We start from the raw sequence: 14,028 nt of genomic DNA, 5'->3' as shown, positions 1-14,028 counted from the left end.
CAACTATTAGTTGATTAATCGATAGGCAAAAGTGCGTATGTTGACATCTAACTTAGAAATTACTTCCCCATCTACCCATAAATTTCCAATCATTTATTCTGATATTTTTCTAGAGCATGATACAGGGACTTATCATCCCGAAAAAGCAGGTCGGCTTACTGCCATAATCGATGCTTTAAAAAATTCGGCGATCGCTCCGCAATTAGTTTGGCAAGAACCAACTTCGGTCAAATCACGGAAGCGATCGGGGGTGGATATTTTGCAGGAAGTACGCCGTTTTCATACGCAGGAGTATATTGATTCGGTGCGTGCATTAACAAATCAAGGTGGTGGCTATATTGACGGGGATACGATCGCATCTTGGCAAAGTTATGATGTTGCCCTGTTAGCCGTTAGTGCATGGCTAGATGGTGTGGATATTGTGATTAATTCTGGTCGTCCTGCCTTTGTGCTAGCTCGTCCCCCCGGACATCATGCTCGCGCCCACTCAGGTATGGGCTTTTGCATTTTTGGTAATGCGGCGATCGCGGCAATGTCAGCAATTGATCGTCTCAATTTAAATCGTGTGGCGATTCTCGATTGGGATGTGCACCACGGCAACGGCACACAGGAAGCGGTATGGGATCGTCATGATATTGCCTATATTTCCACCCATCAAGCACCGTTTTATCCGATGACAGGACATCAAGATGAAACAGGTGAGCATGACAATATTTTGAATATTCCGATGCGTGCTAATTCGACAATTGCGGATTATTTACCAGTATTTGAAAATCAAGTTATTCCATTCCTGAAAAAATTTAATCCTGACTTACTAATTATCAGTGCAGGATTTGATGCTAATGCAGACGATCCCCTTGCTAGCGTTTTACTCAGACCAGAGGATTTTGGGACTTTGACAAAGCTTTGTCTAGAAATAACACCCAAAATTTTATTTGGACTAGAAGGCGGTTATGACTTTGATAGCCTTTCGCGATCAGTTATTAGCGTTATTGAGCAATGCCTATAAAAAATATTTAGGGGCAATTCATGAATTACCCCTAATATTTTTATTGATCTCAAATATAAGAAAGACGCATTGCGTCTTTTATTTCTTAACCTTCTTTGTTGATGAAGGGTAGTAATGCAACTACACGCGCTTGTTTAATCGCTGTGGTTAAAGCACGTTGTTGCTTTGCGGTCAAACCTGTAATACGACGGGGAAGAATTTTGCCACGTTCGGTGATGTACTTACGCAGTAATTCGACATCTTTATAGTCGATTTTGGCAGCAGGCGCGATCGGAGAGAGGCGCTTGCGATAAAAAGAGGAGTTAATTGCCATGATGGGATTATGCGATTTTAATGATTGGGATTTACGGACTACTTGATTTCTTTGTGAACAGTGTGAGAGTTGCAATGAGGGCAGAACTTTTTGAGTTCTAATCTTGCAGTGGTATTACGACGATTTTTCATGGTCGTATAACGAGATACACCAGGAGATCGCTTATTGGCATTGGTGCGACATTCGGTGCACTCTAGCGTAATAACGAGACGGACACCTTTGTTTTTAGCCATTTTTTTAGTTGTGAGATTACTTAAAAGTGCGATCTACAAGTATTACACAAAATCATCCTACTTCCACATCAATAGGAAAATTATTGTCAGAAATTTTGGCGATCGCAATAACTAACGTCAGTTCGGGTTAAGCTAGCAAATTTTAAAAACCCAAAAGTAAAAGGCTTGCTTAGCAAGCCTTTTACTTTTGGGTTTTGAGTTATCTCGAACTCGCGTTCACTAGATTCGTGCAAAGTTATACAGAATAAAACTTTGGTGCGTTGTAACGTCAATTCTATAGAACTAAACAAAAGAGTGATTTTTATGGTAGCAACCAAAGAAGTATCTTTGCCACGCAATTGCACTTTTAGTTCAACTGATTGGCAAGCGCTTGCACCCTTCTGGTATCCCGTTGCATTTTCCCATGAGATCACATCTGAAAAGCCCTATGGTACACACCTCTTAGACGAAAGATTGGTGATTTATCGAGTTTCCGATGGCTCGGTTATTGTTGCTAAAGATCTATGCCTGCATCGTGGCGCACCCCTGAGTTTAGGTTGGATTGAAAACGATCGCCTTGTTTGTCCTTACCACGGTGTGCAATATGACTGCAATGCGAAATGTGTTCATATTCCTGCTCAGCCTGAAGCCACAATTCCATCAAGACTTAAACTCAAGACCTATCCAGTGATGGAGCGCTATGGGTTAGTCTGGACAAGATTGATCGATAATGGTGCAGTTCCATTCCCTGAATTAGCTGAATGGGAAGATCCAGATTATATTCAGGTGTTACCCAAGTCCGTGGATTTGGATGCGGCAGCAGGGCGACAAGTGGAAGGCTTCTTAGATGTCAGTCACTTTGCCTTTATCCATGCGAAGTCTTTTGGGGAAAAGGATAATCCCGAAGTGCCAGACTATAGTATCGAGCAAACAGCCTCTGGATTCAGAGCCGACTATATCAGTACTGTTAGCAACTATGCTCATGGCATGAAGCATTTAGCTCCGCCTGATTTTTTGTGGCGAAGACTATTTGAACTGTTTATTCCCTTCACCGCCAAGCTGACTGTTTTCTTCCCTCATGGCAAGCTACATATTCTCAACGCGGCTTCGCCAATTTCGGCAAGGAAAACGCGATTGTTTGTCCCGATTTGTCGAAACTTTGATAAAGATGCGCCTCTACAAAACACTCTCGATTTTAATGATCAGGTATTTTATGAGGACAAGGCGATCGTTGAGGAGCAATGGCCAGAGGATTTGCCAATTTGCCTTGCTGACGAGGTACATATTGCTGGCGATAAAAGCTCGATTACTTTCCGTAAAAAGCTTGCGGCTTTGGGTTTAGGCAAGTCTTTTACTTCCTAGTTTGATATTAATATTCGTGCTACAAAATGGTAAGAATCGTTTTGCGATTCTTACCATTTTGTGGTTTATGATTGCATCGCTGGATGAATTATTTACCTGAATAAGGTAATGAGGAGTGGTGAACAATAATGCGTAGCTTACCGCTATCATCCTTAAAGAACTGCCAAGTCTTGTCTACTGTGACCACATTGCCATCTTTATCGGTAAGATTCACTTTACCCATAGAGGTAGCCGTATCACCAGAAATAAAGATTCCAATATTATTAATCTCTACTTTTCGCCAACCATTCAAAGCAAAACCCTTATCTCTTGGAAATGCAGGATCATCCCCGACAAAATAAGCCAAAGCGCTTGCGCGGGTAGTTCGGAATGTCTGGGGAGCTGTAGTGAGTGTTGGCTTGAAAAGAACAAGTCCAAATTGATAGCCGTAGGCTTTGTCAATTACCTTTCCAGCTAATTCTTTAGCAGCATCTTTGCCCTCTTTTTCATATGTTGTGGAAATAGATACCAATGCTTCTCCCCAAGCTTTTTGGGCTTCTAAAACCTCACTTTCAGTAATTGCTCTGTTGACAATAGTTGTCTTCAGACTTGAAGGAGCAGTTGTGCTCTTAGATTGGGCAACAGATGTCTTGACTACTAATAGAGTTCCAGAGGCAAATGTAACTGTAGCCAACAATGCCGAAATGCTAATCTTCCAAAACTTCATAATTGTTATAAGTTGCAAATATTATGTAGCTAATCGTCTCATGAATTTTGCACTTGGAACAGCAAAACATTGCTTAGCCGTTTAGGGTTGGTGTTACAGAAATATTCTCTGTAATACCAATTCACGAAAATGTTACTTATGGTCTTAAGCTTTGAGGATTAATTCCAGATTTAATCGCTGTTAAAACTCCGATCGCTTCCCAATAATTTGCAACTACAACGCCTTTTAATCCCAACATCTCAGGAGTAACATTTAGTCCTGTTTGATTTTCCTTCACAAAAATAGTTTGGACATGGGGTAATGGATTAAGTGCTAATAAACCCGCACCACCGCAAGCACTGTAAGGCGTAATGATCGCATCAATATCATCAGCCGTAATATCATCGGGCTTAAGCAGATTGCGATTGGTAATGATCTTCGGGGCGCGACTTAGCCCGACTAGCACACAGGGTAAAAAGGTATAGCCTAATTCCTCTGCCGCCGCACGGGGCGAAACGCTTGGATTGAGGGGTAATGGTTGTAAAGCAGGGGCATGGGCGCAGGGTATGGCAAACTCGCGCACGATCGCATGGCTAATTACGGCTTCGGCTCCTGCAAGAGCATCCACTCCTTTACCTTGGCGATAGTTTTGTAATGCTTCACTATCAGGATCATCGGGAAATCTGGCGACAACTACGATCGCTTCTACTTGAGAAACTTTAATCAATTTCTCGGCGGCTCTGAGCAAACTATCGAGGTTCGCGATTGTCCCCCATGTTGCGCCAGAGTCTCCCGATCGCAGTTCCACTCCCAGATCGTGATCGGTAACGAGAACATCGGTAATGTTTAAACCTAAAGTTGCCTGTGCTGCTGATATTGCTTGACGGTGGCGCAATTCTAAATCTGGTTCCATGCCGCGATCGAGAATTACACCTATGCGATTAGATCTGACCGCACGCAGTCCCCAGTCGCCCTTTGCCATGCGATCGAGGGCATAGCCCTCGGTGTATAACACATTTGGCATTGACCAATATAAACTCGCGCCGTTTAAGACATTAGGATGAGTGATTACGTTATCTGCTATTGAGGCGATCGCTCTCGCCACTGGCAAGGCATCCCCTGCGTAACCACCGATCGACGCATTAATGCCAGTAGGCACTAGTAGCAACACATTGAAAGATTGAGACAGGGATTTTGAATTCAACGACATCTGGTATTGGAGAATTGATAGACCAAAAAAAATTGTTCAGTAATGATAACGAAGTTGAGCAATTAGCAAAGAATCAGTTTCCGCTTTGTAAATAATGCGATGCTCATCAGTAATACGTCTTGACCAGTAACCCGAAAAGCCATGTTTTAAGGCTTCAGGTTTACCGATGCCTTCGTAGGGAGTGCGTTGAATTTCCTTGATTAGTGTATTAATGCGTTTGAGGATTTTGGGATCGGTACGTTGCCAGTAAAGATAGTCTTCCCATGCATCGTCAGAAAAAATTATCGTCATTCGACAAGTTCTCTCTGCTTGCCCTTACCAGATTCTAGATCAGCGATCGCCCTAATTAACCTCTGAGCATTTTGGGGGCTACGCAACAAATAGGCAGTTTCTGCAAGAGCTTCGTAGTCCTCAAGTGACATAATCACTACTGAATTTTGATTTTGACGGGTCACAATTACAGGATCGTGATCATCACAAACCTTCTCTAAGGTTTTCGCAAGATTATTGCGGACATAGGTATAAGTAACTGCATTCATAACTAGTCACCTAGTGATTATATGTACAGTACATTGTACATATCTATGAACCTAAATATGCCTCTAAAACTTTAGGATCGCTTTGAATTTCTGCGGGTGAGCCATCAGCGAGGTTGTGACCTTCGGCTAAGACCCAGACGCGATCGCATAGGGACATAATCACATCCATATTGTGTTCGATGATCAAAAAGCTTAATCCTTGTTGATTCAACTTGTGGATCAGGCTACAAATCTCTTCGATCAAGGCAGGATTTACTCCCGCCGCAGGCTCATCTAGCAAAATTAATTTGGGGTCAGTCATCAAGGCACGGGCAATTTCTAATAACTTACGCTGACCACCCGATAGAGAACCTGCGTAGTTGTCTGCCATTCTGATTAAGCCGACGGATTCGAGAATATGTCTTGCTTTTTCGCGATTTTCTTTTTCCTGTGTGGCGATTTTTTGTCCTTGAAACCAAGTATTCCAAAACTTTTCACCTGCTTGATCTTGAGCTGCCAGTAGCATGTTTTCTAGTACTGATAGGCGCGACAAGACGCGAGGTACTTGAAAGGTGCGGATCATGCCGAGTTTGGCGATCGCATGGGGTGGTTTGCCTTGAATTGGTATCCCGTCAAATTGCACTGTGCCGCGATCGGGTTTCAGGAAATTGGAGAGTAATCCAAAAAATGTGGTTTTTCCTGCCCCATTGGGACCAATTAGCCCTGTGATACTTCCCGTAGGTACTTCGATCCGCGCATTACTTACGGCATGAATACCGCCAAAGGATTTCGAGATGTTTTCAGCTTTAAGGATTGGGGCAATCGACATAGATTTGACGGGTTAAAAGTTGAGCATACTAAGTAAATAAATTAACAAAGTCTGTGGCTTTAGCGATCGCAATATTCTGATGTTGACTAAGTGACAAAAGGTGTTTATCACCTGTAATTATATGCGTTGCACAACCAGCTACCGCACACTCAATTACCATATCGTCATCAGGATCATTCGGCACGACTTTAAGTGTTCCAGAAATTGTCACTATCCGCGAAAACTTCTGTATTTCATTAACCGCAAGTCGAGTTTTTTCTTCAGAGAATTTAAATTTTAATAATAGCTTTTCAGCAAATTCGTCTAAAATTTCTTGGCAGGTTACAGACTCTATCTGTCCAATTTTTGCTAGTGCTAAGACTCGAAACGGACTTCCAGTTTGTGAGAACAATGCAGAAATCAAGATATTTGTGTCAAAAACAACAATGTATTTCATGGAGTTTCATGTAAAACTTCATCAATAAATTCTTCTTTTTCTGCTTCAGACATCTTTTCCCAGTCGTATCCTCTTTCTTGTGCTGCAAGTTTGACTTTATCAGATCCATAGCTAGACAAATCTTGCCATTCTTGCCATTGAGAAATCAATAAAAATCTAAATATTTCTGTTTTTTGTTCTTGAGGTAGTTGTTTAACTAGCTCCACAACTTGCTCGTTACTAAGAGTTATGTTTGGCATCTTTTTATCCTCCAATACAAGATTAAATATTAAGTTTTACTGTTAGTAAATTAGAAGTGAAATGTTGTAATTAATCATTACCTAAATTTAGTCAAAAGTAAGGAATTAGGCATTACATATTTAAAAGACACAAAAAATATGACGAAGCTACTAAGCAAGAATTTCACCACTATGAATTATCCGAATCACGCATTCATTGTGCAACGCTCATAAATTTTGACAAGTTTTTCTTCTGGTATATCTTGTGATTTTTGGATGATTTTTTGAATCAGTATAAGTCAAACTCCTACTTTAGAATTGGCGAATCAACAAGATCCAAATCAAATTTTTTACAATCTACATATTTCCGCACGTTTCAACAGTTGCATCCTCGCTTTAGCACCTTTCCCAGCAAGACGGTTAGCTGATGAAGGAAGATGTCCTTTGGGAGCATTCAGGCTATAAATACGATCATTCTTAGACTGTCCTCGCCAACCCACACGATCCCCAAAACTGTCCCAATCTGATTCTACATCTCTCAAAATTGCAACCTGAGTACTGAACCCAAACCGACCACTTGAATAGTATGTCCATAGTTGATCGATTATTTTTAAATCCTCACAGGGAAAAGTATCAATCAATCCGCTTGGCAAAAAGTCAACTTGTTCGACAACACGCAACATCAATTCCTTTGTTTCTAGATCAGCATCTTGCCATTTTCCATTACTCAATAAATCATTAAGTCTGCTGTAGCTTATGCCTGTTGATGAAATTAAGGAATCTGTACTGAAAATATTTGCAGGTAAACCTTGCGACATCGATTCATCTTGGTGAAACTCATTTTCTATCTGAGTAATGATTTCTTTTGGGATCTGCCTAAAGAGCCAATCTCTTGAAACATTGAGTCCCCCATCAAGATAAATTGCCCCTAATATAGCTTCTAACCCATCCGTCAAATTTTTAGCCCCCAACATTCCATCGTGGCGAATAAAGCGTACTAATTCCAATCTGCAAGCAATAAATTCTAGTGTATTATCGTTCACCAACCTGTCTCGATTACTCGACAACTTACCTTTCCCATATTTTCCTTTGAGGTTGTAGAGATATTCGAGAACAATGAAATCTAATAAAGAATCTCCTAACAATGCTAACCCTTCATTATGGTCACCAGCATTTTTCCATCGCACGGCATAAGAACGCTCTGTAATTGCTGTTTGAAGGATTGCTTTATTGCAAAATTCGTGAGAGATTGCCTTTTCAATAACTGCTATATCAACTATTGATAGATTATTCTTTATAGTTTCACTACTATCTGAGTCTAGAGGCGAGAGAAATTGATTTATAAACCAATTCTGGACTATACCTAATCCTTGATCCAAATATATAGCAGCTAACAATGCTTTAAACGAGCGGATGATATCTTCTAAGCTAATTCGATCGTCTGTCTTTTTAGCTCTGACAAGTTTATCGAGAAAGATTTTTTTTGAAAATAAGATCAGATTTTCATCCCTCTTTACCAATTTATCTCGTTCATCAGAAATAAATTGCTTACCATACCGATTGCCATTAATTTTGTAGAGATGCTCAACCACAATTAAGTCAAGTAAAGTATCTCCAAAAATTGCTAACCATTCATTATGAGCTTCAGAATCACCTATCAATCGTGCATAAGTTGTATGAGTTAGCGATTGTAAAAGTAAGTTTTTATCGAGAAATGTTATTCCGATTGCAGATTCAATAGCTTTTATATAGTTCATGATTTTGCTAGGTGTTTCTATACTGGCGTGAGTTAATTACTTCATTAAGATGATTTTCTTGTACTAGACTGCTTTGTCGCAATTTTTTGTAGTTTTTGGATTTGTTTTAGGGTTAGCCCAGTTAACTGAGCCACTAAATCTGGAGACATATTAGAACGCAACATATTGAGCGCAATTTGGTTAGTCGCTTCAACCTTGCCCTTAGCTAAACCCTCAGCTTTGCCTTTAGCTAAACCCTCAGCTTTGCCTTTAGCTAAACCTTCGCGCAAAATTTCTTGATAGACTACTGACTCTTCCATGATCTCACTCCTGAGTAATCGTTGAATTACTTCATGATCTAATGCTAACCCAGAGATAATTGCTGTGGCAGCAGCGACATTACTTTTAACTTTTTTATCATCAATATTATTAATTAGTTGGGCAACTTATCTTAAGGTTTCCGTGCGATCGCCTGTTTTTGTTAAAACTGCCAGAGGCAACAGTCCTTGATACTGTCGAAAAATTTCTGTAGGTTGCTCCCAAAGACGAATGACATTAAATTCGTGATTTAACTTTTTAGTGTTAAAGCTTGATTGATAGGCAAGTGATGACCCTGTTTCTCTTAAGTAGATGACAGTTTGATGAATATCCTTAGTGGGATATTTGCCATAGAGCCGCAAGTAGTAATTAGCCATCCGATAAGCCATTGTGTCATCGGTTTTGGTTTGAAATTCTAGATGCATGATCACTTCTGCTGATTCCAAAAGAATTACGGAATCAGCACGGATCGGATCGGCGGATAGCTCCGATGGTTCCAGTTTCGTCAGTGGGATCGGCTTCCCCAAGAGCCAACTGGCAAAGTCGGTGGGGAAATTTTCGACTAAAAATTTACAGGTGTTGTCATACATCGTTCAACTGTATTAAACCGTCATTGCTTGAACTGGTGTAGAGATCGCGCCAGCTACTGGTAACTCACAACGATCTTGATACACACTCAAGTCAAACCAGAACGTCGTACCCACACCAACCTCACTCTTAATGTGGATCGTACTATGGTGTTTTTCGATGATGTTACGGACAATCGATAGACCTAAGCCAGTACCTTCAAGGGTATGCACTTTATCCTCGACGCGGTAAAAGCGATCAAATACGCGATCGCAATCTTCGGCAGGAATACCACAACCTGTATCTTCGACTTCGACCCGCACATAATTGACAATGCGATGGGGATGGGTGGTGGTTTGGTCTTGCCAAGGATAAATACGGATCGTGACTTTACCCCCAGCTTCAGTGAATTTGAGCGCATTACCAACGAGGTTAGATAACACCTGCAAAATCAAATCATAATTACCCCAAATTCTTTCTAGATTTGGCGCAATCTCATGGAGCAGATCAATACCCTTAGAGGAAGCATTGAGCTTATAGGTGCGTACAGTTTGTTCGATGGTTTCGGATAGATCGATCGCCGAGAAATGATATTGACGACCCGACTCGAGGCGCGAGAGATCCAGTACATCATTGACAAGGCGCGTCAGGCGATCGGTTTCATTATTTGCCGTACCGAGAAATTCTTTTTTCTGTTCATCGCTTAACTCATCGCCATATTCATGCAAAGTCTCAATAAAGGACTTGATATTAAATAATGGTGTGCGTAACTCATGGCTGACATTGCTAATAAAGCGACTCTGGGCAGCATTTAGCTCCACCTCACGGGTAATGTCTTGGATCGTGATCGCAATCCCCTTAATCTCGTTGCTGGAGCTAAGTACGCTAGTAATCCAGATTCTAAAGGCATGGGCTAGCACCGAGTCCCCCTTATCACCCGATGCCATGATCCGAAATTCGCCGCCTTCGCGATCGCCTGTGGCAATTTGCATCAGCGATCGTCCTAATTCTTCACTGAGTCGCTCTGGCAAAATATTTAAGATACTTTTACCTTTCCAGCTACTGGTTTCTGCATCCTGCTCCCAGCCCATGATTTTAATTGCCGCAGGGTTAGCGAGGACAATTCGCATATCTGAGTCGAGTAATAATGCCCCATCAGCGATCGTCGATACCAAGGTTTCCAGCTTTGCCTTTTGAGCCGTTAACTCCTCAATGTTCTGTTCTTCATAGGTTTTGAGCCTTTGAGCCATCTCATTAAAACTACGAATCAATTCCCCTAATTCACCCCCAAAAGGCAGATCAATACGTTGCTTAAAATTACCACTGGCAATATTTTGTACCCCAGCCACTAGTTCCCGCAGTGGTCGCGTAATTGTCACCGCATTCGAGGCAGCCCCCAAAATCACCATTGCCCAAATCGACACAAAGACAGCTGTGGTCACATCTAAAGTCAGTCCCGAAGAGGCAACTGCCGTCGGATTAGGATTAATCCCGATCGCAATAATTCCTAGTGATTTACCATCATGTTGTAAATTCACAAACACATCTGTTACTTCCCCCTGTGGCGTAATATGCTGGCGAACCAAAGGGCGATCGGGGCGCGACATCGGATCTTCGGGTAACTGAATCCGCCGCCTGATGCTCAGCGAATTTTGTACCTCATTGGAATTAAATGGGATACCGTAAAAAATTTCACCATCGGGATCAGCATAGAGAATGTAGCGAATGCTAGAGCTACTATCGTAAAATTCTTTAGATAGGCGTGTTACTTCCTCTAGATCATTTTTCGCAACTAAAGGGGCAACATTAGCAGCAAGTAGCAATCCCAAGTCTTTGCCAAAGCGCGTATCATTGAGGCGAGCATCGGTCTGAATATCGTTGACTGCCCAAAATGTGACTGCACTCATTAGCAAAGACACTAGCAGCGTAATCAGAGCCATTAGCTTCGTTTGGAGTGAAAACTCTGTCCACCAACGTCGGGATGTATTGTAAATTTGAAGCAAAAAGTTCATCTTTTTGTAGGCATTTGTTAGATATTTGTATAGCTTTTCGTTTAATATGTGCGATCGAAACGCAAGGGTAAGGATCTCAAGATGGATGAGGCTAGCATTCTCAGTGCGATACAGGCAGACCTTCAAAACTATAAGGTAAAAACCCAAATCCGCCGCAAGGAATCTCAGCTACATGTTCTGATCACCAGAGCTGAGGGAGATAAGATTGACTACGCATCTCTCTATGATATTGTGAAAAGCCGTATTGATAAGATGGCGATCGAGGGAGCAAGTAGTTTTGTTCTCTATGGCAGACTGGCTGGCGCGAAACATCCTGAATGGCAAAAGACAGGTGATATTAAACCGCCCTTGCCATTGATTGAGCTTGACCTTGAAGATTTAGAAGACCTAAGCGAAATTGCGGAGCTAGGGAGTTTAAACTTCCCGATGGAAAGCAATGAAACTGAAATCCAGACTGATAGTTTTGATTTGAATCCTGATACCTTTGATAGCTTTAAGCAAAGCATCGAAAATGACCTCAGAAGAGCATCCCTAAAAACTGGTGATAATAACTCTAGTAACCACACTGGCAATCACACCAGCAATCACAAAAATGGTAATGGTAAGTCTGAGAACTTTGATTTCGGTGATTTAGATTTAAGTGGGTTTGAAATAAATAATCTCCAGCAAAAGCAAAATAGCTTTGACTTAGATAGTCTAGACGCAGATCATCTTGAGCCAGATCCCTTTGAATTAAGTAGCCCATCGTCTAATCATCGATCGCCTACTCCTATAGATAAAAATGCTTGGAACGATGATGACCTTAGTTTAGATCAAACAACCTTGGCGATGCCTATGCCATTGCCACCACCACCATTGCCTCCTACCCGACGCAACTTTAAGGTTGATGATAATTCCGAAATCCAACCTGATCCCAAAAAATCAGCTTCTCCCAGTAAAAATTCTTTGCTTCTGTCAGGAGCTTTTGCCGTAGTAGCGATCGGCATCTTGGGGATTTGTGGTTGGTTATTATGGGATCGTTCAGTTCAGCAAAAATATATCGCGGATGCCCGTGACTTGAATAGTCAAAATCTCAATCCTAAAACTGTTACAAAACTAGAATCCCTTGCGGAAACTCGTAATCAGTTGCAGGCTAATATTTCTCAATTGGAGAGTATTCCCGATCGCCCTGCTTCGTTGTACACCGATGCTCAGACCGAGCTAACCACTTTGCGGGCAAAACTCGAAGATTTTGATCGCAAACTGAATCTGGAACAAGGGGCTAATAAGAAATTGGAGTCGGCTCGCAGTGGTACAGTTGAAGCCGCGAAGTTAGTCCAAAATCCACCGCACAAGTCCACGATCTGGAAATCTGCCCAAGAAAAGCGACAACAAGCGATCCAACTATTGGAAGAGGTTCCGACAGACTCTCTACTATATGCGGATGCTCAAAAGTACCTCAAAACCTATCGTGCGGAATTAGTGCAAATTAGCAAATGGGTAGAAATCCAGCAAAGAGCGGAGTCGGTAATCGCTAATGTGAGTCCTAATGTAGTAAACCAACTAAAACAGTTGAAGACCAAGACTCTAGATAAACAGAAGTTTTTGCCTCAATGTAAGGCTATTTTACAACCACAAATTTCTAGTTTTGATGCTCAAAGAGTGGGCTTACCAGTAGTAACTTTAACGGAATATCTCTGCGCTTATTTCTGGAGTTCTTAAAAATATGAAAATGTTGCTTTGCAACATTTTCAACAATAATTGGGCAAGATTTTTATAGTTTCTGGGTGGGACTTTAAATGACTTATTCTCTGCGGATAGTAGATATGGCTGAAAGTGATCGCCCCCGCGAGAGATTGCTCAGTCAGGGAGTTCGCAGTCTATCCAATGCCGAATTAATCGCCATTCTCTTAGGTACAGGACAGGGGGCAGGCAAACTCTCTGCTGTGGGGCTAGGACAGCTAATCCTGCAAACCATCGGTAAAGATCGGAATAGTGATCCTGTGGCAGCGTTGCAAACTGTGTCTCCAGAGGAATTGATGCAAATTGAGGGGGTAGGTCCTGCTAAAGCAACGGCAATTTTGGCAGCGATCGAATTGGGTAAACGCGCCCTTTATGCGAAGTTACCTGATTTAACTGAAGTTACGGAACCTGCGATCGCGGCTGCTGCCCTTAGCCAAGATCTGATGTGGCAACCCCAAGAGCGTCTAGCAGTAGTCATGCTCGACAACAAAAATCGGATCATCGCCCAACGGATCATCACGATTGGTACGGCAACAGAAACGCTTGCCCATCCCCGTGATATTTTCCGCGAGGTTTTAAAAAGTGGTGCAGTCAGGCTCATCGTGGCGCACAATCATCCATCGGGCAATACAACACCAAGTCCTGAAGATATCAAGCTCACGCGCCAATTACTGGAAGCAGCAAGAATGTTGAGTCTTCCTCTCTTAGATCATTTAATTTTAGGCAATGGAACCTTTTCTAGTATTCGTGAACTTTCGACATTATGGAAAGAAGTTCCACAATCAGAATAGAGAAAGGCGGCGCAATGCGCCGCCTTTCTCTATAGAATGTTTGAGAGTTTTTACCCCCTCTAACTCCCCCTTACAAAGGGGGAGAATTTG

At 41.9% G+C, this 14,028-nt stretch carries 17 protein-coding genes; 4 read left to right on the top strand and 13 right to left on the bottom strand.

What is annotated here, in order from left to right; translation table 11 throughout:
- Positions 1–37 precede the first annotated feature (37 nt).
- Positions 38–1,009, top strand: a complete 972-nt coding sequence (locus tag NMG48_RS00610; RefSeq protein ID WP_271253551.1) for a histone deacetylase family protein — start codon at positions 38–40, stop codon at positions 1,007–1,009.
- Between the two features lie 85 nt (positions 1,010–1,094).
- Here NMG48_RS00610 and rpsR read toward each other — a convergent pair whose 3' ends face one another.
- Positions 1,095–1,322 (bottom strand): 30S ribosomal protein S18, encoded by a 228-nt coding sequence (rpsR, locus tag NMG48_RS00605; protein ID WP_126386092.1) that lies wholly within the window; start codon positions 1,320–1,322, stop codon positions 1,095–1,097.
- A 38-nt stretch (positions 1,323–1,360) separates the two neighbouring features.
- Positions 1,361–1,555 (bottom strand): 50S ribosomal protein L33, encoded by a 195-nt coding sequence (rpmG, locus tag NMG48_RS00600; protein ID WP_009629301.1) that lies wholly within the window; start codon positions 1,553–1,555, stop codon positions 1,361–1,363.
- Between the two features lie 303 nt (positions 1,556–1,858).
- Between rpmG and NMG48_RS00595 the strand changes: the two genes are divergently transcribed.
- Positions 1,859–2,896 (top strand): aromatic ring-hydroxylating dioxygenase subunit alpha, encoded by a 1,038-nt coding sequence (locus NMG48_RS00595; protein WP_271253550.1) that lies wholly within the window; start codon positions 1,859–1,861, stop codon positions 2,894–2,896.
- Positions 2,897–2,984: 88 nt separating this feature from the next.
- On the opposite strand, the gene NMG48_RS00590 is transcribed toward NMG48_RS00595, so the two are convergent.
- The 11 genes from NMG48_RS00590 to nblS form a co-directional block, all read right to left on the bottom strand.
- Positions 2,985–3,602 carry a metal-independent carbonic anhydrase gene (locus NMG48_RS00590; RefSeq protein ID WP_271253549.1) on the bottom strand — a complete coding sequence of 206 codons (618 nt, stop codon included), beginning with the start codon at positions 3,600–3,602 and terminating at the stop codon, positions 2,985–2,987.
- Positions 3,603–3,738: 136 nt separating this feature from the next.
- The gene (locus tag NMG48_RS00585; RefSeq protein ID WP_271253548.1) at positions 3,739–4,791 is read right to left on the bottom strand and encodes a DUF3326 domain-containing protein; all 1,053 of its coding nucleotides are present in this window, start codon (positions 4,789–4,791) and stop codon (positions 3,739–3,741) included.
- 36 nt (positions 4,792–4,827) lie between these two features.
- Positions 4,828–5,082: a Txe/YoeB family addiction module toxin gene (locus tag NMG48_RS00580; RefSeq protein WP_271253547.1), complete on the bottom strand. Its 255-nt coding sequence runs from the start codon at positions 5,080–5,082 to the stop codon at positions 4,828–4,830.
- The gene (locus tag NMG48_RS00575; RefSeq protein WP_271253546.1) at positions 5,079–5,330 is read right to left on the bottom strand and encodes a type II toxin-antitoxin system Phd/YefM family antitoxin; all 252 of its coding nucleotides are present in this window, start codon (positions 5,328–5,330) and stop codon (positions 5,079–5,081) included. The genes NMG48_RS00580 and NMG48_RS00575 overlap by 4 nt, the downstream gene beginning before the upstream one ends.
- A gap of 43 nt (positions 5,331–5,373) precedes the next feature.
- Positions 5,374–6,138, bottom strand: coding sequence for an ABC transporter ATP-binding protein (locus tag NMG48_RS00570; protein WP_271253545.1), 765 nt, complete (start codon positions 6,136–6,138; stop codon positions 5,374–5,376).
- Positions 6,139–6,166: 28 nt separating this feature from the next.
- Complete coding sequence (locus NMG48_RS00565; RefSeq protein ID WP_271253544.1) at positions 6,167–6,574, bottom strand: putative toxin-antitoxin system toxin component, PIN family; 408 nt, start codon at positions 6,572–6,574, stop codon at positions 6,167–6,169.
- Positions 6,571–6,813 carry a hypothetical protein gene (locus tag NMG48_RS00560; protein WP_271253543.1) on the bottom strand — a complete coding sequence of 81 codons (243 nt, stop codon included), beginning with the start codon at positions 6,811–6,813 and terminating at the stop codon, positions 6,571–6,573. Before NMG48_RS00560 ends, NMG48_RS00565 begins: the two co-directional genes overlap by 4 nt.
- Before the next feature lie 329 nt (positions 6,814–7,142).
- A complete protein-coding gene (locus NMG48_RS00555) occupies positions 7,143–8,549 on the bottom strand; it encodes a GUN4 domain-containing protein (RefSeq protein WP_271253542.1) in 1,407 nt (468 codons plus the stop codon).
- Between the two features lie 44 nt (positions 8,550–8,593).
- The gene (locus NMG48_RS00550; RefSeq protein ID WP_271253541.1) at positions 8,594–8,848 is read right to left on the bottom strand and encodes a hypothetical protein; all 255 of its coding nucleotides are present in this window, start codon (positions 8,846–8,848) and stop codon (positions 8,594–8,596) included.
- A gap of 126 nt (positions 8,849–8,974) precedes the next feature.
- On the bottom strand, positions 8,975–9,436 hold the full coding sequence (locus NMG48_RS00545) for a hypothetical protein (protein WP_271253540.1): 462 nt from the start codon (positions 9,434–9,436) through the stop codon (positions 8,975–8,977).
- A 12-nt stretch (positions 9,437–9,448) separates the two neighbouring features.
- Entirely contained in the window at positions 9,449–11,425 is a 1,977-nt protein-coding gene (nblS, locus tag NMG48_RS00540; protein ID WP_271253539.1) for a two-component system sensor histidine kinase NblS, read from the bottom strand.
- Positions 11,426–11,473: 48 nt separating this feature from the next.
- Here nblS and NMG48_RS00535 point away from each other — a divergent pair, with 48 nt between their 5' ends.
- Both NMG48_RS00535 and radC read left to right on the top strand, forming a co-directional pair.
- The gene (locus NMG48_RS00535; RefSeq protein WP_271253538.1) at positions 11,474–13,126 is read left to right on the top strand and encodes a hypothetical protein; all 1,653 of its coding nucleotides are present in this window, start codon (positions 11,474–11,476) and stop codon (positions 13,124–13,126) included.
- A gap of 77 nt (positions 13,127–13,203) precedes the next feature.
- Positions 13,204–13,938: a RadC family protein gene (gene radC, locus NMG48_RS00530; protein ID WP_126386107.1), complete on the top strand. Its 735-nt coding sequence runs from the start codon at positions 13,204–13,206 to the stop codon at positions 13,936–13,938.
- The last annotated feature ends 90 nt before the right edge of the window (positions 13,939–14,028 follow it).

It is taken from the genome of Pseudanabaena sp. Chao 1811, assembly GCF_027942295.1.
Lineage (GTDB): Bacteria > Cyanobacteriota > Cyanobacteriia > Pseudanabaenales > Pseudanabaenaceae > Pseudanabaena.
The sequence above is the reverse complement of the archived record's forward strand: the minus strand, read 5'-3'. Positions and strand labels throughout refer to the sequence as shown.